The 18,978-nt window shown below is 62.8% G+C and carries 19 protein-coding genes and 1 pseudogene; 2 read left to right on the top strand and 18 right to left on the bottom strand.

What is annotated here, in order from left to right:
* Nucleotides 1–38: 38 nt before the first annotated feature.
* A complete protein-coding gene (locus AC1D08_RS18505) occupies nucleotides 39–890 on the top strand; it encodes a sugar phosphate isomerase/epimerase family protein (RefSeq protein WP_457152999.1) in 852 nt (283 codons plus the stop codon).
* A gap of 35 nt (nucleotides 891–925) precedes the next feature.
* Here the strand turns inward: AC1D08_RS18505 and phnE (AC1D08_RS18510) are convergent, their stop codons facing one another.
* The 13 genes and pseudogenes from phnE (AC1D08_RS18510) to phnG form a co-directional block, all read right to left on the bottom strand.
* Nucleotides 926–2,293 (bottom strand): phosphonate ABC transporter, permease protein PhnE, encoded by a 1,368-nt coding sequence (phnE, locus tag AC1D08_RS18510; RefSeq protein WP_477423719.1) that lies wholly within the window; start codon nucleotides 2,291–2,293, stop codon nucleotides 926–928.
* A gap of 103 nt (nucleotides 2,294–2,396) precedes the next feature.
* Nucleotides 2,397–3,350: a phosphonate ABC transporter, permease protein PhnE gene (gene phnE / locus AC1D08_RS18515; protein WP_457153001.1), complete on the bottom strand. Its 954-nt coding sequence runs from the start codon at nucleotides 3,348–3,350 to the stop codon at nucleotides 2,397–2,399.
* A 55-nt stretch (nucleotides 3,351–3,405) separates the two neighbouring features.
* Nucleotides 3,406–4,314, bottom strand: coding sequence for a phosphonate ABC transporter substrate-binding protein (gene phnD / locus AC1D08_RS18520; RefSeq protein ID WP_457153002.1), 909 nt, complete (start codon nucleotides 4,312–4,314; stop codon nucleotides 3,406–3,408).
* A gap of 101 nt (nucleotides 4,315–4,415) precedes the next feature.
* Nucleotides 4,416–5,254 (bottom strand): annotated as a pseudogene (phnC, locus tag AC1D08_RS18525) (phosphonate ABC transporter ATP-binding protein).
* A gap of 132 nt (nucleotides 5,255–5,386) precedes the next feature.
* Nucleotides 5,387–6,097: a DUF1868 domain-containing protein gene (locus AC1D08_RS18530; RefSeq protein WP_457153003.1), complete on the bottom strand. Its 711-nt coding sequence runs from the start codon at nucleotides 6,095–6,097 to the stop codon at nucleotides 5,387–5,389.
* An 85-nt stretch (nucleotides 6,098–6,182) separates the two neighbouring features.
* Nucleotides 6,183–6,800: a DapH/DapD/GlmU-related protein gene (locus tag AC1D08_RS18535; RefSeq protein ID WP_457153004.1), complete on the bottom strand. Its 618-nt coding sequence runs from the start codon at nucleotides 6,798–6,800 to the stop codon at nucleotides 6,183–6,185.
* A complete protein-coding gene (gene phnL / locus AC1D08_RS18540) occupies nucleotides 6,797–7,504 on the bottom strand; it encodes a phosphonate C-P lyase system protein PhnL (protein WP_457153005.1) in 708 nt (235 codons plus the stop codon). Before phnL ends, AC1D08_RS18535 begins: the two co-directional genes overlap by 4 nt.
* Nucleotides 7,505–7,507: 3 nt before the next feature.
* Nucleotides 7,508–8,284: a phosphonate C-P lyase system protein PhnK gene (gene phnK / locus AC1D08_RS18545; RefSeq protein ID WP_457153006.1), complete on the bottom strand. Its 777-nt coding sequence runs from the start codon at nucleotides 8,282–8,284 to the stop codon at nucleotides 7,508–7,510.
* Nucleotides 8,281–8,727, bottom strand: a complete 447-nt coding sequence (locus tag AC1D08_RS18550; RefSeq protein WP_477423722.1) for a hypothetical protein — start codon at nucleotides 8,725–8,727, stop codon at nucleotides 8,281–8,283. Before AC1D08_RS18550 ends, phnK begins: the two co-directional genes overlap by 4 nt.
* A complete protein-coding gene (locus AC1D08_RS18555) occupies nucleotides 8,720–9,640 on the bottom strand; it encodes an alpha-D-ribose 1-methylphosphonate 5-phosphate C-P-lyase PhnJ (protein ID WP_477423724.1) in 921 nt (306 codons plus the stop codon). The genes AC1D08_RS18550 and AC1D08_RS18555 overlap by 8 nt, the downstream gene beginning before the upstream one ends.
* A complete protein-coding gene (locus tag AC1D08_RS18560; protein WP_457153928.1) occupies nucleotides 9,637–10,749 on the bottom strand; it encodes a carbon-phosphorus lyase complex subunit in 1,113 nt (370 codons plus the stop codon). Before AC1D08_RS18560 ends, AC1D08_RS18555 begins: the two co-directional genes overlap by 4 nt.
* Before the next feature lies 1 nt (nucleotide 10,750).
* Nucleotides 10,751–11,362 carry a phosphonate C-P lyase system protein PhnH gene (gene phnH, locus AC1D08_RS18565; protein WP_457153927.1) on the bottom strand — a complete coding sequence of 204 codons (612 nt, stop codon included), beginning with the start codon at nucleotides 11,360–11,362 and terminating at the stop codon, nucleotides 10,751–10,753.
* Nucleotides 11,362–11,823 (bottom strand): phosphonate C-P lyase system protein PhnG, encoded by a 462-nt coding sequence (gene phnG, locus AC1D08_RS18570; protein ID WP_457153926.1) that lies wholly within the window; start codon nucleotides 11,821–11,823, stop codon nucleotides 11,362–11,364. Before phnG ends, phnH begins: the two co-directional genes overlap by 1 nt.
* Nucleotides 11,824–11,943: 120 nt before the next feature.
* Between phnG and phnF the strand changes: the two genes are divergently transcribed.
* Nucleotides 11,944–12,693 (top strand): phosphonate metabolism transcriptional regulator PhnF, encoded by a 750-nt coding sequence (gene phnF, locus AC1D08_RS18575; protein ID WP_457153925.1) that lies wholly within the window; start codon nucleotides 11,944–11,946, stop codon nucleotides 12,691–12,693.
* Between the two features lie 102 nt (nucleotides 12,694–12,795).
* Here phnF and AC1D08_RS18580 read toward each other — a convergent pair whose 3' ends face one another.
* From AC1D08_RS18580 to AC1D08_RS18600, 5 genes are all read right to left on the bottom strand, one after another.
* Nucleotides 12,796–13,812: a zinc-binding alcohol dehydrogenase family protein gene (locus AC1D08_RS18580; RefSeq protein WP_457153924.1), complete on the bottom strand. Its 1,017-nt coding sequence runs from the start codon at nucleotides 13,810–13,812 to the stop codon at nucleotides 12,796–12,798.
* 74 nt (nucleotides 13,813–13,886) lie between these two features.
* Complete coding sequence (locus tag AC1D08_RS18585) at nucleotides 13,887–14,855, bottom strand: ABC transporter permease (RefSeq protein WP_477227872.1); 969 nt, start codon at nucleotides 14,853–14,855, stop codon at nucleotides 13,887–13,889.
* Complete coding sequence (locus tag AC1D08_RS18590; protein WP_477285559.1) at nucleotides 14,852–16,405, bottom strand: sugar ABC transporter ATP-binding protein; 1,554 nt, start codon at nucleotides 16,403–16,405, stop codon at nucleotides 14,852–14,854. Before AC1D08_RS18590 ends, AC1D08_RS18585 begins: the two co-directional genes overlap by 4 nt.
* A 158-nt stretch (nucleotides 16,406–16,563) precedes the next feature.
* A complete protein-coding gene (locus tag AC1D08_RS18595; protein ID WP_457152183.1) occupies nucleotides 16,564–17,556 on the bottom strand; it encodes an ABC transporter substrate-binding protein in 993 nt (330 codons plus the stop codon).
* A 339-nt stretch (nucleotides 17,557–17,895) separates the two neighbouring features.
* Nucleotides 17,896–18,894, bottom strand: a complete 999-nt coding sequence (locus AC1D08_RS18600) for an aldo/keto reductase (RefSeq protein ID WP_457152184.1) — start codon at nucleotides 18,892–18,894, stop codon at nucleotides 17,896–17,898.
* Nucleotides 18,895–18,978 lie beyond the last annotated feature (84 nt).

The raw sequence follows: 18,978 nt of genomic DNA on the forward strand, positions 1-18,978 counted from the left end.
TTCGACCGGCGAGGGGAATTCACTGGGGAGGGGCGTCGATGAAAATCGGCATGTGCATGTTCCTGTGGACGACGGCGGTGTCGAAGAAACACGAGCCGTTGCTCCGCGACATCAAGGCAACCGGTTTTGATGGCGTCGAGATACCGATCTTCGCCGGCACGCCCGACGACTACAAGAAACTGGGTGAGTTGCTCGACCGTATCGGGCTGGAGCGGACCGCCGTGTCAGCCATGGGCGATCCGGCGATGAACCTGATCGCGGCCGACGCCGCGACCCGCAAGGCCGGCGTCGACTATATGAAATGGGCTATCGACTGCGCCGACGCGCTCGGCGCCAGCACGCTGAGCGGACCGCTGCATTCGACGCTCGGTGCCTTCTCCGGCTCGGGGCCGACAGCCGCCGAGAAGAAACGCTCGGTCGCTTCGCAACGCGCGATCGGCGATCATGCCGGCAAGAGGAACGTCACAATCGGGCTCGAGGCGCTGAACCGCTTCGAATGCTATCTTCTCAACACGATGGCGGATCTGTCCGAGCATATCGATGCCATCGACCGGCCGCACATCAAGGCGATGTACGACACGTTCCATGCCAACATCGAGGAAGCCGACCCGATCGGCGCCTATACAAAACACCGCAGGAATGTCGTCCATATCCATATTTCGGAGAACGACCGCGGCGTGCCGGGGCGCGGCAATATCCCGTGGAAGGAAGCGTTCTCCGCCATCCGCAAGAGTGGTTATGACGACTGGCTGACGATCGAGGCGTTCGGCCGTTCGCTCAAGGACCTGGCTGCGGCGACCAAGGTGTGGCGCGATTTTTCCGAGAGCCCGGAAGCCGTCTATCGCGACGGCTACAAGCATATCAGGAACGGGTGGAAGAAAGCGGCGTAAGGCGTGTTGAGACATGCTCTGAAGCGCCGTGATCGCTAACCCTGCTCGGCCTGGATTCTGTTGTAGTCGTGGATGGTCCGGCTCAGCCGGCGGCGCAGGAAGTTGGATATGTTGTCGAAGATGAACACCACGGCCAGCGTCAGCAGCACCATGTAGAAGACGTTGGCCCAGTTGGAGTTGGTGCGCATCGCTTCCCATAGTTTCAGGCCGATGCCGCCGGCGCCGACGGCGCCGATGATCGTGGCGCCGCGGGTGTTGGATTCCCACTGGTAGAGCGTCTGGCTGATGAAGATCGGAATCACTTCAGGCATTACGCCATAGCGCTGCACCAGCAAACCGTTGGCACCTGTCGACTTGATGCCCTCGCGCGGTTTGTCGTCGATGTTCTCGAGGCTTTCCGAATAGGTTTTGCCCAGCGTGCCGATCTCGGTGAAGAAGATCGCGGCACTGCCGGCCAGCGGGCCAGGGCCGAAGGCGCGGGTGAAGAACAGCGCCCAGATCAGCATGTCGACCGAACGCATGAAGTCGAAGAAACGCTTGAGCACCTGGCTGAGCAGCCCGTTCGGCGTGATGTTGCGGGCGGCGAAGAAGGCAAGCGGGAAGGCGACGATGCCACCGAGCAGCGTGCCGAGAAAGGCCATGACGATGGTCTGCAGCAACTTCGTCCAGACGTCGCCGTGCTGCCACTGGGCGTTGTTCCAGATATTGTCTCCCGCCAGCGCGAGGTTCGAGGTGCCCGGCTTGAGTTCGGGGCCGGACACGATCAGCGAGACCACTTCGCTGGCCGACTTGCCGAAGAAGGGCGAGCGCGTGTCGAAGACGAAATTTGCCCAGCCGAGGAAGCGCTTGCGGACCTTGACGCGGTCGACGGTGACGCGCACTTCGCCGGCGAAGCCCATCTTGGCCACCACCTCGTCGTCATGAGCGGTGATCCAGTCCGGCACCGGGCCCGAGATCACCGGCTTGCCGCCGGTCAGCGACACCGGCACCGTCTCGCCATTGGCCACGATCGTCGCCTTGGTCTTGTCGAAGGTGACGGACTTGTCCGGACCGTCGATCAGGACGCTGAAGGTGCCGTCCGCGTTCTTGATGACCCAGTCTGGGTTCGGGTTCTCGCCAAGCGCGGAAAAGCGCGGGTATTTCGGTGTTATCTCGGGCTGGTCGAGCCGAAATTCCGGCTGCAGGTCATAGCTGACCCACTGCGTCAGGAAGAGCGGCAGGCGTTCCCAGTGCGATTCCCGCAGCACTTGCGGCAGGCTGAAGAACCACAAGGCATAGATGAGGTAGAGCAGTATGCCGACGAACAGGAACAGCGGGGCAAAGCGCTTGTACGTCGGCCGCCGGAACACTTGCGGGTAGCGCTCCTCGATCAACCGGATTTCGTCGGCGGTCATCGTCGCCATGATCAAGAACCTGATCCATCCCGATAGGACCGGGATGGATCTCTATCTTTTGGTTTTGCCATGGTCTTTTCCGAAAACCGGATTCCACTTTTCGGGATCATGGCTAAGCACCCATCAGGAAGGCTTGTTCGCCGACCAGCTTGCGGCGCAGCCAGGCGGAGAACTGGTCGATGATGAAGATGGTCGTGAACAAGAGCAGCACCAACGCCAGCGTCTTGGCGCCGAAGCCGCGTGAAATCGAGAGTTTCAATTCCTCGCCGATGCCGCCGCCGCCGACGGCGCCGATGATGGTCGAAGCGCGCACATTGATCTCGACGCGGAGCAGCGTGTAGGACATGAAGTTGGGCAGCACCTGCGGCAGGTCGGCGAAGCGCACACGCTCGAACCAGTTGGCGCCGACCGCCCTCAGGCCTTCCTCGGCGCGCATATCGATGTTCTCGTTGATCTCATAGAACAGCTTGCCGAGCGCGCCTATCGAATGCAGGCCGATGGCGATGATAGCAGCGATCGGACCGGTCGAGACGATGGCGGCGAAGAGGCCAGCAATGACGATCTCCGGAAAGGCGCGCAGCAGCTCCATGAAGCGCTTGACGACGAGCCTCAGCACCGGATGCGGCGTCAGGTTGCGCGCGGCGATGAAGGAAAACGGCACGGCGAAGATGAAGCCGATAAACGTCGAGACCAGGGCCATGTTCACCGTGGTCAGCATGAGCTCGAAATATTCAGGGATGTAAAAGCCGCCCCAGACATAGACGCGGCCGAGCGGAAAGTTGAATTCCTGGGTGCCAGTGTCATGCGGCGAGGCAATGTCGAACAGCGCCCGCCAGACGTCGTTCCAATCCTTGGGGATCAGCCAGCTCAGGAAGTCCAGAATATGCGGCAGCCGGTCGAAGAAGTGCCCGGCATTGGCTTCGTCGGCGAACCACATGCTCGCAAACATCGCGGCAAGCAGTAAACCGACGCCAAGCACCGTATAGAGCCGGCGCAGCGATATCTGGCGTCGCCAGGCATCGGCCATCTGATGGGCGGCGGAGGGGGCTGTCACGGAAAGGGTCATGATCGGACAAACAGAAGGGGCGGTGTTTTGAACACCGCCCTTCTGATTTTTGCCGTTAGCCGCCGATGGCCGCCTTACGGGCTTCGACGATGACGTTGTAGAAGTCCGCCTTCACCGGAACGTAGCCGGTGAAATCGCCGCCTTCGACGCCCTCGAAGCAAGCCTTGTCCTTGGCCGGCAGGGCCGTGAAGAAGGCAGTCAGCTTGGCAGTCATGTCGTCGCCGAGTGCGGTGCGCACGACCAGCGGGCCGTTCGGGATCAGGCCCGAGCGCCAGACTTCGACGAAGTCGTTGGGGTCGACGGCGCCCTTGGCGACTTCCTTGTGGAAGGTGCCGGAGGTGTAGCCGTTCTTGAAATCGCCGATGCCCGAGGAATCGTCCACCGCGACGTCGACCTTGCCGTCACGCACGGCCAGGACGTTGTTCTCGTGGCCGCCATTGAACTGGGTCGAAGCGAAGAAGGTTTCGTTCGAAGCGCCAGTGTCCTTCGGGATCTGGGTCAGCGGGATCAGATAGCCGGAGGTCGAATCCGGATCGGCGTAGCCGAGCTTCTTGCCCTTGGCCGACTTGATGTCGGTGATGCCGGAAGACTTGAGCGCCAGGCCGATCGAATAGTAGCCGGTGGCGCCGTCGGTCTGCTGGGTGGTGAGGATCGGGGTTACCGCCTTCGGGTCCTTGAGGGCGATGCTGGCATAGCCGGAAGCGCCGAGTTCGGCGAAGTCGAGGGTACCGCCGAGCAGGCCCTGGATGACGCCGTCATAGTCGGCGGCGGGGAACAGCGAGACCTTCTCGAAACCGAATTCGGCCTTCAGATGGTCGGCCAGGCACTGGTAGTTGCGCAGCCGGTCGGTTTCGTTCTCGCCGCCAAGGATACCGACGCGGAATTCCTTCATATCGGCGGCGTGGGCCATGCTGGTTGCCATGGCGAGCACCGAAACGGCGCTAAAAACCATCTTCCTGAACATTGGATATCTCTCCTGTGGGTTCCGGCCCCGCGCCGGTAGCGTTGGTTATTCTGACAGGTGCCCTTGACGCGGGCTGGCGATCCAGGTCGCTCTTTCTTGACTCAATATCCCGGGAATGCGGGCTCGAGCGGTCCGGCGGATGCAGTGATCTTTTGCTTGTAGGCGATGCTGGTCGAGGTGATGGCCTCGGAGATTTGCTGTCGGCGCCATAGACGAGACGGACAGCCTCGCGGTTGAGCTCTTCCGGCGGGCCGTCGAAGACGACCTTGCCGGCGGCCATGCCGATGATGCGGTTGCAGTAGGCGCGCGCAGTGTCCAGCGTGTGCAGATTGGTGACGACGGTGATGCCTTCGCGCAGATTGATGTCCTGCAGCGAATCCATCACCACCTTGGCGTTGAGTGGGTCGAGCGAAGCGATCGGCTCGTCGGCGAGGATCACCTTGGGCTGCTGCATCATGGCGCGGGCAATGGCGACGCGCTGCTGCTGGCCACCCGACAAAGTACCGGCAGGCTGCATTGCGGTGCGGGCAATGTCGAGCCGCTCGAGCGCGGCGACCGCCTCGGCGCACTCGGCGCGGGAAAACATGCCGAGCAGGTTCGACATGGTCGAACGGTGGTTCAGCTTGCCGAGCAGCACATTGGTCAGCACGTCGAGGCGCGGCACCAGGTTGAACTGCTGGAAGATCATGGCGCAGTCGCGCTGCCAGCGCCGGAGCGGCGAGCCGCGCAGCTGGGAAACTTCGGCGCCGTCAAAAAAAATCGATCCCTGGCTGGGATCGATGAGACGATTGATCATGCGAAGAAGGGTTGATTTGCCAGCACCCGAACGGCCGATAATGCCAACCATCTGACCCTGCGGGATCGAGACGTTGATATCGCTGACGGCAGTGTTCTTGCCAAATCGTCGGGTGACGCCGCGGATTTCGAGCGTGGCTGACATGGTCGTTTGCAGTCCAGTCGCGTTGAAGGTCTGTTAAGAACTTCGCTAGCGCAGCGCCATGAACCTGCGGTGTCGGATTGATGTCAGTTTTGTTACTGCCCACAGGCGCGGCGTCAGGCGCCCGGTGGTGGATCAGCCGAGCACCTGCAACTCTTCGAAATGCTCCATGTCCCTGAAGCTGCAGAAGGCCGGCGCCTTGATCTCGATCGCCGGAGCCTGCCGCGCGAAAAGCGCGAGAGAGTCATCGAACAGTTGCTGCCATGCGGCCGCCCTGTCATCCGCAAGACGCTGGATCTGATAGGCGAAGGTGATGTGGAAGGCGTAGCTGTCATGGTCGGGATGCCGGTAGCCGAACGGCACCGCCAAGGCATCGCGCCAGGCGCCCATGATGCGCACGTCCTCGTCGGTCGCGCCGGCAACGGTAAGGCCGGTCGGTACGACTGCGACCACCTTGATGTTGAACGGGCCGAGGCCCTTGAAGCCCTTCAAGCGTTCCAAATAGAGGCGGGTCATGGCGTCGATGCTGGTGTCGAGCGGCACGTCATGTGGCCAGTAGGGCAAACGGCGGCGATATTCGATGATGCCCTGGAACAGCGTCATGTGCAGGCTGGAGACCGGGGTGAAGGCCAGCCGGTCGGCATCGGGCATCGCCAGCATCCGGTCGCGCACCTCAAGCACCACGGCCTCGGAGGGCGAACCGCTGACGAGATGGCTGACGACCGTGTTGCCGGGCTCGATCAGGAAATTGCCCGACGTGTCGTAGCGCGTGCCGAGATGAACCGGTGGCTTCGGATTGGAGCCGGCAAAGAATCCGGCGAGCGAGGGTCTGACTGAAACAGGCATTGCGATCTCCAGGGCAGATGGCGTCCTGCCCCGGCGATGTGTCAGGGAGATGAAACAGGCTCACCTATGACAATGATGTGATGGCCTATCCGCAATATTTTTCCAGAAAGGCCTCGGCCGATAGTTCCCGGAAATCAACCAGTGCTGTCCGCAGCTTGGCATGGTCCCAGTCCCACCAGGCGAGCGCCTGGTAGCGTTCGGCGGTGCGGCGGTCGAAACGCTCGCGGATCGGTTTGGCCGGCACGCCGCCGACGATGGTGTAAGGCGCGACATCCTTCGACACGACGGCACCGGCACCGACCGCGGCGCCATCGCCGACGGTGACGCCGGGCAGGATGGTCGAGCCGTGGCCGAGCCAGGTGTCGTGGCCGATGGTGACGCGCTTGGCGCGTCGCTGGGCGAAGAACTCGCTCTCGTGCTCGGCGTCGTCCCAATAGTCGGAGGCGCGGTAGGTGAAATGGTGCAGCGTCGGCCGCCATGTCGGGTGGTTGGTGGCGTTGATGCGCACGCTGGCTGCAATGTTGGAAAACTTGCCGATCGTCGCGCACCAGACGGCGCAGTCCTGCATCATGTAGGAATAGTCGCCGAGGATGCTCTCGGAAACCCGGCTGCGGTCGGCGATCTCGGTCCAGCGGCCAAGCGTTGAGTTCTGTACGTCCGCCGTCGGGTGGATCAGCGGCGTCTCTGACAGCTTTTTCGTCATGCGGCGACTTTTCCGGGCGCGAAAGCGGTGACGTCGATGATGCGGTCGGCGACGGCCTCGCGCACGTTGTGGTCGTGGAAGATGCCGAGCAGGGCGACGCCCGCGGCTTTCTTGGCGGCGATGAGTTCGATCACAACGTCGCGGTTCCTGGCATCGAGCGAGGCGGTCGGTTCGTCGAGGAGCAGGATCGGGTGCTCGGTGATGAAGCCGCGCGCGATGTTGACGCGCTGTTGCTCGCCGCCGGAGAAGGTTGCCGGCGGCAACGCCCAGAGTTTTTCCGGCAGGTTGAGCTGCGCCAGCAAGGCGCGTGCCTTGCCGCGCGCGTTCTCGCGGTCCTCGCCGCGCTCGACCAGCGGTTCGGCGACGACGTCCAGCGCCGAGACGCGCGGCACGGTGCGCAGGAACTGGCTGACATAGCCGATCGTTTGCCGGCGTATGGCAAGCACGGTGCGCGGACTGGCGGTGGCGAGATCGATCAGCCCGTCATCGTGCTTGACGATGATCTGGCCCTCGTCGACGGCGTAGTTGCCGTAGAGCATCTTCAGGATCGAGCTCTTGCCGGCACCGGACGGGCCGCCGAGCACGGTGCATTCACCAGCCCTGATCGAGAACGAGACACCGGCGACGACAGGCAGTTTGATGCCGTCGCGCAGATGCATGGTGAAGCTCTTGGCGGCGTCGGAGACAACGAGGGGCGTCGGCATGGGTTACACCTGAAGTATCGAGGAAACGAGAAGCTGGGTGTAGGGCGCGCGCGGGTCATCGAGCACGCGGTCGGTGAGACCGCTTTCGACGACGCGGCCATCCTTCATCACCATCATGCGCTGCGACAGAAGACGCGCCACGGCGAGGTCGTGGGTGACGACGATGGCGGCGAGACCAAGGTCGGTGACCAGGCCGCGCAGCAGGTCGAGCAGGCGTGCCTGCACCGAGACGTCGAGGCCGCCCGTCGGCTCATCCATGAACACCAGCCGTGGCCCGGTGACGAGGTTGCGGGCGATCTGCAGGCGCTGCCGCATGCCGCCGGAAAAGGCGCGCGGCTCGTCGTCGATGCGGTCTTCGTCGATCTCGACGCGCGACAGCCAGTCGACGGCCGTGGCGCGGATCTTTCCGTAGTGGCGGTCGCCGACCGCCATCAGCCGTTCGCCGACATTGGCGCCGGCCGACACCGTCATGCGCAGGCCATCGGCCGGGTTCTGGTGGACGAAACCCCAGTCGGTACGCATCAGGAAGCGGCGCTCGGCCTCGCTCATCCGGTAGAGTTCTCGGAACTGGCCGTCGCGCATGCGGTAGCTGGCGGTGCCGGAACTCGGCAACAGCCGGGTCGACAGGCAGTTGAGCAGGGTCGTCTTGCCGGAACCGGACTCGCCGACGACCGCCAGAACTTCGCCCGGCCACAGGTCGAAGGAAACGTTGTCGCAGCCGACGCGCGAGCCATAGAATTTGGAGAGCGCCGAGACGCGCAGCATTGGTTCGTCTGTCATGGACGGGATCCTGGCATGAATTCTGTGCTATCTGCTCCCGTCGTGATTTTGCCGGCGAGCAGGTCAAGAAATGCGTTGCCGATTTCGAGCAGCCGACTGGTCTCGATTGGGTGTGACCAAACAATGCTGAGTCCGAGAAGATTAATCGTGGCGGGTTCGAGCATCTTTGCGTGTCTCTCCAACATCGAGAGGAGTCGCCCTATCGCGCTGACCACTTTTTGCTTCGCGTTCTGATCGCGCGCCACGCGGTCCAAATCTGCCACAACGAAACCTGGAGCATGGCACTCGGATTGCAAAAGCCATTCTTCCCGGGCGACCATTTCTGGAGCCGACTGATCGAGATTGGATTGGACATGTAATGCCAGCAAACGCAGCCAAAGACACAGCAGGCTGTCGTTCATCCAGAAGCCCTTTTCATCTACTTCAACGAAAGAGCTACCCATTGGAGTGGTCCCGGATGGCCTGAATCTCCTCGCCAGCAGTATCAGGGGCAAGATGGCCACGATGACCCTCTTCACGCCGCTTCTCGCAGTGATCGGTGTCGGAGCAGACGAACATGTGGCCGCCATGGTCGTCGAGGATGACTTCGTCGAGATAGACATTCTCGGCCGCGCACAGCGCGCAGGGCTGGTCGAAGGTCTGCACCTCGAACGGATGGTCCTCGAAGTCGAGGCTGACCACTTCGGTGAAGGGCGGCACGGCATAGATACGCTTTTCGCGGCCGGCGCCGAACAGCTGCAAAGCGGGCGAGCGGTGCATCTTGGGATTGTCGAATTTCGGCGTCGGCGACGGGTCCATCACGTAGCGGCCCTCGACCTTGACCGGATAGGCATAGGTGGTGGCGATGCGGCCGTGCCTGGCGATGTCCTCATAGAGCTTGACATGCATCAGGCCGTATTCCTCCAGCGCATGCATTTTCCGCGTTTCGGTCTCGCGCGGCTCGAGGAAGCGCAAGGGTTCGGGGATCGGCACCTGATAGACCAGCACCTGGCCCGCCGTCAGAGGATGCTCGGGGATGCGGTGGCGGGTCTGGATGATGGTGGCGCTGGCGGTATCGGTCGTCACGGCGACATTGGCGACCTTCTTGAAGAAGGCGCGGATCGAAACCGCATTGGTGGTGTCGTCGGCGCCTTGGTCGATGACCTTCAAGACATCGTCGGGGCCGATGATCGAAGCGGTGACCTGGACGCCGCCGGTGCCCCAGCCATAGGGCATCGGCATCTCGCGCGAGGCGAACGGCACCTGATAGCCGGGGATGGCGATGCCCTTGAGGATCGCGCGGCGGATCATCCGCTTGGTCTGTTCGTCGAGATAGGCGAAGTTGTAGGTGGCGATGTCTGTCGGTTGAGCGGTCATTCCGCAGCCTCCCTCTTGTCGTCCGCCTTCACCGGGTTTTCGCGGGCGTCATATTCGGCGCGCATGCGGCGCACGAGGTCGAGTTCGGCCTGGAAGTCGACATAGTGCGGGAGCTTCAGGTGCTCGACGAAGCCGGTCGCCTGGACATTGTCGGAATGCGAGATGACGAACTCCTCGTCCTGCGCGGCGGCGACGACATCTTCGCCGAGTTCCGAAGCGCGCAATGCCCGATCGCACAGCGCCATCGCCATCGCCTTGCGCTCGCTCTGGCCGAAGACTAGGCCGTAGCCGCGGGTGAATTGCGGCGGCGCCTTGGCCGAGCCCTTGAACTGGTTGACCATCTGGCATTCGGTGACCCGCACGGTGCCGAGCGGCACAGCGAACGGGAGTTCGGGCACATCCAGTTCCAGCTCGACCTCGCCGATGCGGATCTCGCCGACGAAAGGATGGTTGCGGGCATAGCCGCGCTGCGTTGAATAGCCGAGCGCCAGCAAGAAGCCCTCATCGCCGCGTGACAGCGCCTGCAGGCGGATGTCGCGCGCCATCGGGAATTCCAGCGGCTCGCGGGTGATGTCGCCGGGGACATGGTCCTGCGGCATCTCGCCATCCGGCTCGATCAGGCCCTCGCGAGCAAGGATCGCAGAAACGCGGGGCATGGCTTGCGCTTCCGTCTCGCGCTGCAGCGGCTCGGCGACGTCGCCGCCCGCGGCAAGCTCGGGGTCGAGCAGCCGGTGCGTGTAGTCGAAGGTCGGGCCGAGCAGCTGGCCGCCGGGCAGGTCCTTGTAGGTCGCCGAAACACGTCGCTCGACAAGCATGGTGGCGGTGTCGATCGCCTTGGAATACCCGAAGCGCGGCAATGTGGTGCGGTAGGCGCGCACCAGGAAGATCGCCTCGATCAGGTCGCCGCGCGCCTGGACGATGGCAAGCGCCGCCAGCTCGCGGTCGTAGAGCGAGCCTTCGCTCATCACCCGGTCGACGCCAAGCGCCAACTGTTCGACGATCTGGTCGAGCCGAAGGGCGGGCACCGAACGGTCGCCGCGCCGGCGGTCGGCGAGCAGGCTGTGGGCGTTGGCAATGGCCGCCTCGCCACCTTTCACCGCGACATACATCTCAGGCCCCCATCGTCTTGATGCGCGTTGTGCGCGGCAGACAGGCGACGCCATCCGATGTGGCGAGGATGATATCCACGCCGCGCGGGAAGCGCTTGATGTTCTGCTTCCACTGTTCGACGAAATGACGCGGAATCTGCGCCGGCGCGATCGTGGCACTGGTTTCGATGCCGGGGCCTTCGAGCAGCAGCGGGGCGCCCGAGGCGAGATCGCTGACCTGCAGGATCAGCGTGGTGGAGCGGTCGGGATAGTCCTGCGTGCCTTGCGAAAAACCGTCGAGCGCCATCATCTCGGCCGGCGTGGCGATCAAAGCGAAATGCGCATCGGCCGGCGTGTTGGCCAAGGGCGCACCTGTGTGGAAACCAAGCCAGGATTTGATCGCGGCGGAGGCCTGCAAAGCGGGATCGAGCCAGAGCGGGGTGTCGTTGTCGCAAAGCGCCAGCGCTACGGCGCCGGCGGTCGCTGAAAACGGCACCGGCGGGCGAGCGAAGGCGGGCAGGGGCCGTATGCTGCCCGGCCGCGCCATCGCCTCCATGATCGCGCGAAACACGGTCTGGGCGTTGAAGACCGGATCGGCGAAACCGCCTTCGATCGAATGCGCTGCGATCTCCATCAGTCTTCTCCGCGAACCATGGTGAAGAAATCCACCTTCGTTGCCGCCGTCTCGGCGCGGCGCCGTTCATGCGCCGTGGCCAGAGCCGACCGCAGAGGCGCTATGAGCCCGGTCTCGACCTCGGCGCGACGCGCCGGGTCCTGCCACAACGCGTCGGCGATCGCCGCCAGCCTTGCCTTCTGCTTGTCGCGGCCAAGCGCATAGCAGTGGCCGACCTGTCCGGACGGCAACCGGACAGTGGCGCGGGTAACCGTCGTCTCACCGACATTGAAGGGGGAGCCGCCACCGCCGATGCGGCCGCGCACGGTGACCAAGCCGGTCTCCGGGCCGCGCAGCAGCTCAGCTTCCGAGGGCAGCCCGGTAGCGTTCCAGAGCCGGACGACGTCATCGCCGCTGGATTGCGCCAGTGTCGCCATGGCGGCCTTGCGCTCGGCCTGGTCGCGGGCTTCCTGTCTTCGCATGAGCAACATTCCTCTTGGCTAAATTTGTCTATTGATATAGACAACTATACAAATTATACCTATTATCTATCGCGAGTCCATGACGGGTGGATGACAAGCAATGGGAGGCCGGGGCAATTAATGGTCGGGCAGCTGGAAGCGGACGGCATCGAGCGGCGGAGTGGTGTCTCGCTGTGGCGGCAGATCGCCGACAAGATCCTGCATGCGATCGCCATCGGCGATTTCGCCGAGAATGCAGCGCTACCGCCAGAGGTTGCGCTGGCCGAGCGCTATGGCGTCAACCGTCACACGGTGCGCAGTGCCATAGCAGCCCTTGTGCAGGAAGGGGTGCTGCGGGCCGAACAGGGACGCGGCACCTTCGTGCTGTCGCGCAAGCGGCTATCCTATCCGATCGGCGCGCGCACACGGTTTTCGGCAGGCCTGCAAGGGCAGGCGTCGGAACGGCATATAGTCCTGCTTGCCTCGTCGGTGGAGCCGGCCAGCCAGCGCGTCGCCGAGGGGCTGGGCCTAGCCAGGGGGACAAACGTGATCCGGCTGGAAACACGCGGCGAAGCCGACGGTCGCCCGGTGTCGCGTGCCGCGGGCTGGTTCGAGGCCAGGCGCTTTGCCGGCATCGATGCCGCCATGGCACAAACCGGCTCGATCACCGCGTCGCTGGCACGTTTCGGCATAGATGATTACTTGAGGCAATCGACCATGCTGTCAGCACGCCATGCCGATGCCGCCGACCTTGCCGACCTCGACCTGCAGCCCGGCGCAATCGTGCTGGTCACGGTCGCCGTCAACGTCACACCCGACGGCCAACCGATCCAGTTTTCCGAGTCGCGGTTCCCGGCCGAGCGGGTCGAACTCAAATTGTCGGCGTTGTGAGCCGAGACCGCCGGTTGCCTAGATTGTCGAATTCAATTCCCTTAGCGAAAGCGCTAAGCGCTTTTCCCGGGAAAACCGCTTCAAACTTTTCCAGGATTGCACTCATCCGACTTCTATCACAGCCTTGATCAGACCGGATTTCTCGTGTGCCCAGCGTGCGAGATCATGTGGCGTGCCGGCCAGCGTGGTGCGGTGGGTGACGAGCTTGGCCAATGGCACGGCGCCGTTGCGGATCGAGGCGGCGACGTGGTCGAAGTCGGCGCGCAACGCATTGCGACTGCCGATCAGGGTCATCTCGCGCTTGTGGAATTCCGGATCGGAGAAGGTGATGTCATCCTTGACAACGCTGACCAGCACCAGTGTTCCGCCATGCGCGACATGGGCGAAGGCCGACTGCACCGACTGGGTGTTTCCGGTGGCGTCGAAGACCACATCGAAGCCTTCGCCGCCCGTCGCTTGCCCGACCAGATCGGGCACCGCGCCGCGCGAACCATCGAGGGTCTTGAAACCGAGCTCGTTGGCGGCAAAGGCAAGCCTTTCGCTGCTCATGTCGAGCAGCGTAACGTCAAGCCCGGCGATGCCGGCGAAGATGGCCGTGCCGAGCCCGATCGGACCGGCGCCGATGACCAGCGTGCGGGCGCCGGGATCGGCGCTTGCGCGCCGCACTGCATGCGCGCCGATGGCCAGGAACTCGACAGCAGCGGCGTCGGACAGCGAAAGGCCGTTTGCCGGATAGAGATTTTGTGCCGGCACCAGAATCCGTTCGCACATGGCGCCGTCGCGATGGACACCGAGCACCTCGATCCCGACGCAGCAGTTCGGCTTGCCGTGCCGGCAGGCGATGCACTTGCCGCAGGAAAGATAGGGATTGATGACCACCGGCTCACCAGCGGAAAGTTCAACGCCTTCGCCGGTCTCGACGATCGTTCCCGACACTTCATGGCCCATGATGCGGGGATAGGCGAGGAATGGGTGCTTGCCTTCGAAGATATGATAGTCGGTGCCGCAGATGCCGACATGGCTGACAGCCACCAGCGCCCAGCCGGGAGGTGGCGCGCTCGGCGCCGGACGGTCTTCCAGGACGAGCTCACCAGGCGAGCGGCAGACGACGGCTTTCATGCTTCAATCCAGTTTGTCATGAAAATCGCCGGCCCATTTTCGTGACAGGGCCGGCGATCGATCTCAAATTATTGTCACTTGCTACCGCGGCGTCGCAGCCCGTCGAAATAGACGATGATGATGATCAGCGCGCCGGTGATGATGCGCTGCCAGAAGGCGTTGACGTTCAAGAGATTGGCGCCGTTGTTGATGGTGGCCAGAATGAAAGCGCCGAGCAGCGGCCCGTGCACCGAGCCGACCGCGCCGAACAGCGAGGTGCCGCCGATCACCGACGACGCGATCGCCTGCAGTTCCCAACCCTCGGCCTGGGTCGGGTTGCCGATGCCGATGCGCGAGGCCAGCAACACGCCGACGAACGCCGCGCAGAGGCCCGACAGTGTGTAAGCCATGTAGATGGTTCGCTGGACATTGACGCCGGACAGGCGCGAGGCCTCGGCATTGGAGCCGACCGAGAACAAATACCGGCCCCAACGGCTATGATGGAGGAAGATGTAGGCCGGAATGCCGACCAGGATCACCATCCAGAACAGGTTGGGGACGCCGAGGAAGGAGTTGCGCGAGAACTCCTGAAAGGCATCGTTGTTGATCGAGATCGAATTGCCGTTGGTCATCAAAAGACCGATGCCGCGCAACGACGTCAGCGTTGCCAGCGTGATGATGAAGGGCGGCAGCCCCATCTTGACGATGCCGAAGCCATGGAACAGGCCGATGGCGACGCCGACCAGCAAGGTGATAAGGATGGCGAGGAAGACCGGGATGCCGGCATTGATCAGCATCGCGGCTATGACGGTGGCGAAGCCAACCACGGCGCCGACCGAAAGATCGATGCCGCCGGTAATGATAACGAAGGTCTGGCCGACGGCCAGGATGGCGATCATCGAGCCCTGGCGCAGCAGGTTCGAGATGTTGTTGGCCGAAGCAAAGCTTGATGTCGACAGTGACAGGATGACCCACAGAAGCACCAGCAGCGCCAGCAGCGTCAGCCCGAACAGGGCATTGTAGTTGCGCTTCGGTTTTTCGGCAGGAATCGCCTCGGTGCTCATATCTGTTCTCCCAGCTTTTCTTGTTTCTCGGCGAGCGCCTGTGTGAGAATTTCCTCATGGTCGGCGGTGCGGAACCCGTGCGTGGCGACCAGTTTGCCGCGGCGGAATACGTGCAGCGTGTCGGCCAGTTCGTAAACCTCGGGCAGGTAGGACGAGATCAGGATGATGCCGGCTCCCTTCGACAACAATACGCTGAACAGGCGGTAGATCTCGGCCTTGGTGCCGACGTCGACGCCGACCGTCGGCTCGTCGAAGATGAACAGCCTGGCGCCGTGGGCCAGCCATTTGCCGATGACGATCTTCTGTTGGTTGCCACCGGACAGGCTGGACGCCAGTGCACTGCGCGTCGGCGTCTTGATCCTGAGATCGGCGATCTGGCGGTCGGCCTGGGTCCTTTCCTGCGCATTGGAGATCAGCAGATTGTTCGAGATGCGCTTGTAGATCGGCAGGTTGAGATTGAGGCCGACCGAAAGGTTGAGGCACAGACCCTGATCGCGACGGCTTTCCGGCGCCAGCGCCATGCCAAGCTTGATCGCGTCATGCTCGGAGTTGATCTGGACCGGCTTGCCTTCCCACAGGATCTGGCCGGCCGATTTACGGTGGCGGCCGTAAAGCGTGGTGACGAACTCGCTGCGCCCGGCGCCGATCAGGCCGTAGAGCCCGACGATTTCGCCGGCTCGGACCGTCATCGATACATTCTCGAAGCCTTTGCCGGAAAGGTTCCTGGATTCGAGGATCGCCGCGCCCGGTGTGAAATGTTCCTTGTGGTAGATCTGTTCGATCGAGCGGTTGATCATCATCTTGACCAGCTCCGCGTCGTTGGTCTCGGCGATGTTGCGGGTGCCGACCAGCGTGCCGTCGCGCAGCACGGAAACACGGTCAGCCAGCTCGAACACTTCCTCCATGCGGTGGCTGATGTAGATGATCGTCACGCCCTCGCCCTTCAGCCGGCGGATCAGGGTGAAGAGCTGGTCGGCCTCCTTGCGGGTCAGGTAGGCGGTCGGCTCGTCGAAGATCAGGAATTTCGTGCCGCGCACGGTGGCGCGGGCGGCGGCGATCAGCTGCTGCTGGCCGATGGTTAGGTCGCCGAGCGTGACATGCGCCGGCAGATCGAAGCCGAGATCGTCGATGATCTTCTGCGCTTCCTTGACCATGGCGCGCTGCTGCAGGATGCCGAAGCGCGAATTCTCCTCGCCGAGGAACATGTTGGCTGCCACCGTCAGGTGACGGCAGAGTACGACCTCCTGGTGCACGGCATTGATGCCGAGTGCCATCGCCTCATGCGGTGTCGCCAAGGCTGCCGGCTGGCCCTCCCAGATCACCTCTCCGGAGGTGCGCGGCATGACGCCAGTGAGAAGCTTGATGAGCGTCGATTTGCCGGCGCCGTTCTCGCCGACGATGGCGTGGATCTCGCCCGACTTGAAAGCGAGGTTGACCGGCTTCAGGGCGTGGGTGCCGGGATAGCGCTTCTCCAACCCGCGCAATTCGAGGATGGTCCGCCCTGGTTCCAGCACGGGTGCCGGATGCAGTTCCTGCGCCGTCGACGTCATGACAATCCTCCCAGATTGGCCTCACGATTGGCACGCTGCAAGGCAAGGATAGGCCTCGAAAGGCAGCCTAGCTCAAGCTTGTGGATTGCCAAGCCGTTTGTGCCGGCAGTGGATGTTTCCGGGGCGCGAGGCCCCGGAAACGATTTGGATGCGACGGCTCAGAGCTTCGGGTTGAGCAGGGCGTCGATCTTCGGGTCTTTCATGTTGGCCTTGGTGACGAGGTTGGCGCCGGTGTCGACATTGGCCTCGACCTTCTCGCCCTTCGAGGCGGCGAGCGCCGTCTTGATGCCGTCATAGCCCATCCGGTACGGGTCCTGGACGACGAGGCCGGAAATGACGCCGTCATTGAGGAACTTGATCAGCTTCTCGTCGCTGTCGAAGCCGATCAGCCCGACCTTGCCGGCAAGTTTGTTCTCGGCGATCGCCTGGCCGACGCCCTGCGCCATAATCAGGTTGGAGGCGAAGATGCCCTTCAGGTCCGGATTGGCAGTGATCAGGTCGGTGGCGATGTTGAGGCCGGTGGTGGCCTGGCCGTCGGCATATTTGTCGGCGACGAGCTCGAGGCCCGGATATTTTGCCTTGAGCTGTTCCTTGAAGCCCTGGGCGCGCTGTTCCAGCGAGCCGGCACCGGGAAGTGCCGTGATCAACGCGACCTTGCCCTCGACCTTACCGCCATTGGCTTCGCCGATGGCTGCTGCAAGACCGTCCGCGGCGACGCGGCCACCCTGCACGTTGTCGGTGGTCAGGAACGAGGTGAAGGCCTTGGAGTCGGCGCCGGAGTCGATGCCGATGACCTTGACCTTGGCAGCGGCTTCGTCGATCGGCTTGCCAAGCGCCTTGGCTTCGGTCGGCGCGATGACGACGGCGGCCGGGTTGCCGGCGACGGCATTCTCGAGGATCGAGATCTGGCCGTTGACGTCGGTTTCAGCCTGGGCGCCGAGTTCCGGTACGTTGACGCCCAGGTCCTTGCCGGCCTTGCGTGCGCCGGCCAGAACGATCTGCCAGTAGAAGGACGTCGTGTCCTTGACGATGATCGGAATGGTCACGTCCGCCGCCGAGGCCGGCGCCGAGTGCATGACGCCGGCGAGCATCGAAGCTGCTGCCAACGTCATCACGGCGCGGCGGTTGAGAATGCTGGTTACGAATTTCATTAGGAATCCTCCCTAAGTCGCCCGGTGAACGTTACGGAAGCTCCGTCCGGATAGGCGTGGCCCAAACAGAACTTTATCAATAAAAAACATTTACAGTGTTTTGATAGTGCATCGACCTGTCCGATGCAAGCGGTGTTTCGCTTCAACCCTGCCGAGGTCTGGCAGGGGCAAAATAACCGCGCCACTCCTCCCTTGCCGCCGTCAAATGCTCCCGTTCCGTTCCGTGAAGACATGGAATATTAATTCCACTCTTTAGTCAATATGGAATATTCATTCTTTTATGAGATCGCAAGAATGTGAAGCATGGGTCAGCTTTCACGGGGGGGGTGGATGGGAGCTTCACGCCAGCTCCTGCACCAGAGTATAGGGTCGGTATCTGGCGTATTCCGCCTCGGGCACGTCGACGTCGAGCAATTCGAGGTTGCGGGTCAGGTTTGCCAGCTTGGCGGTGCCGGTCAGCACCGTGGCGACCGCGGGTTCATGCAAGGGGAACTGGAACGCGGCAGCGGCCAGCGGATAGCCACCCTCGGTGGCGATCCTTTCCATCGCACCGACGCGGTCCAGCACGTCGTGGTTGGCGGGCAGGTAGTCGAAATGCGCGCCTTGCACAGGCCCGGTCGCCAGGATGCCGGAGTTGAACACACCGCCGATGACCAGTGACGTTTGTTGTGCCCTGCACAATGGCAGCAGTTCCGCTTCGGCGCTGCGGTCGAGCAAGGAATAGCGGCTGGCGAGCAGGATACAATCAAGTGGCGCGCGACGCATCACATCGAGGCAGATCTGGACCTCGTTGACGCCAAGCCCATAGGCGGAAATGACGCCGGAACGCTTCAGCTCTTCGAGTGCCTTGAGGCCGCCATCCATGAACTCGCGAAAATGCAGTTTGGTTTTCTCGACGCCATGCGTATAGGCGCCGATGTCGTGGACGAACAGGATGTCGATCTTGTTGAGGCCAAGCCGCGCATAGCTGAAATCGACCGAACGCATGATGCCGTCATAGGAATAGTCATAGTCCAGCGCGAACGGCAGCGGGTCGACATAGGAGTGATCGGGAACACGGTCGTCCGGCACGGGGCGGAACAGGCGGCCGACCTTGGTCGACAGCACATAGGAGTCGCGCGGCTTGTAGCGCAGGAAGTCGCCGAAGCGGCGTTCCGACAGGCCGAAACCGTAGAAGGGTGCGGTGTCGAAATAACGCAGGCCGGCCTCCCAGGCGCCTTGCAGCGTTTCCATTGCCGACTCGCGCGAACAGGCGCGGTAGAGACCGCCGATCGCGGCGCCGCCAAAGCTGATCTCGGTGACCTCGAGCGCGGTCTGACCGATGCGGCGCTTGTTCATGCGAAAACCTCCCTGTTGCCGACCGTTGTCCGGTTGGCAGCCTTCAGATGTCAGTTCAATCTAGAGCAATTCCTGGAAAGACGT

Source organism: Mesorhizobium sp. P2_E6 (assembly GCF_056403835.1).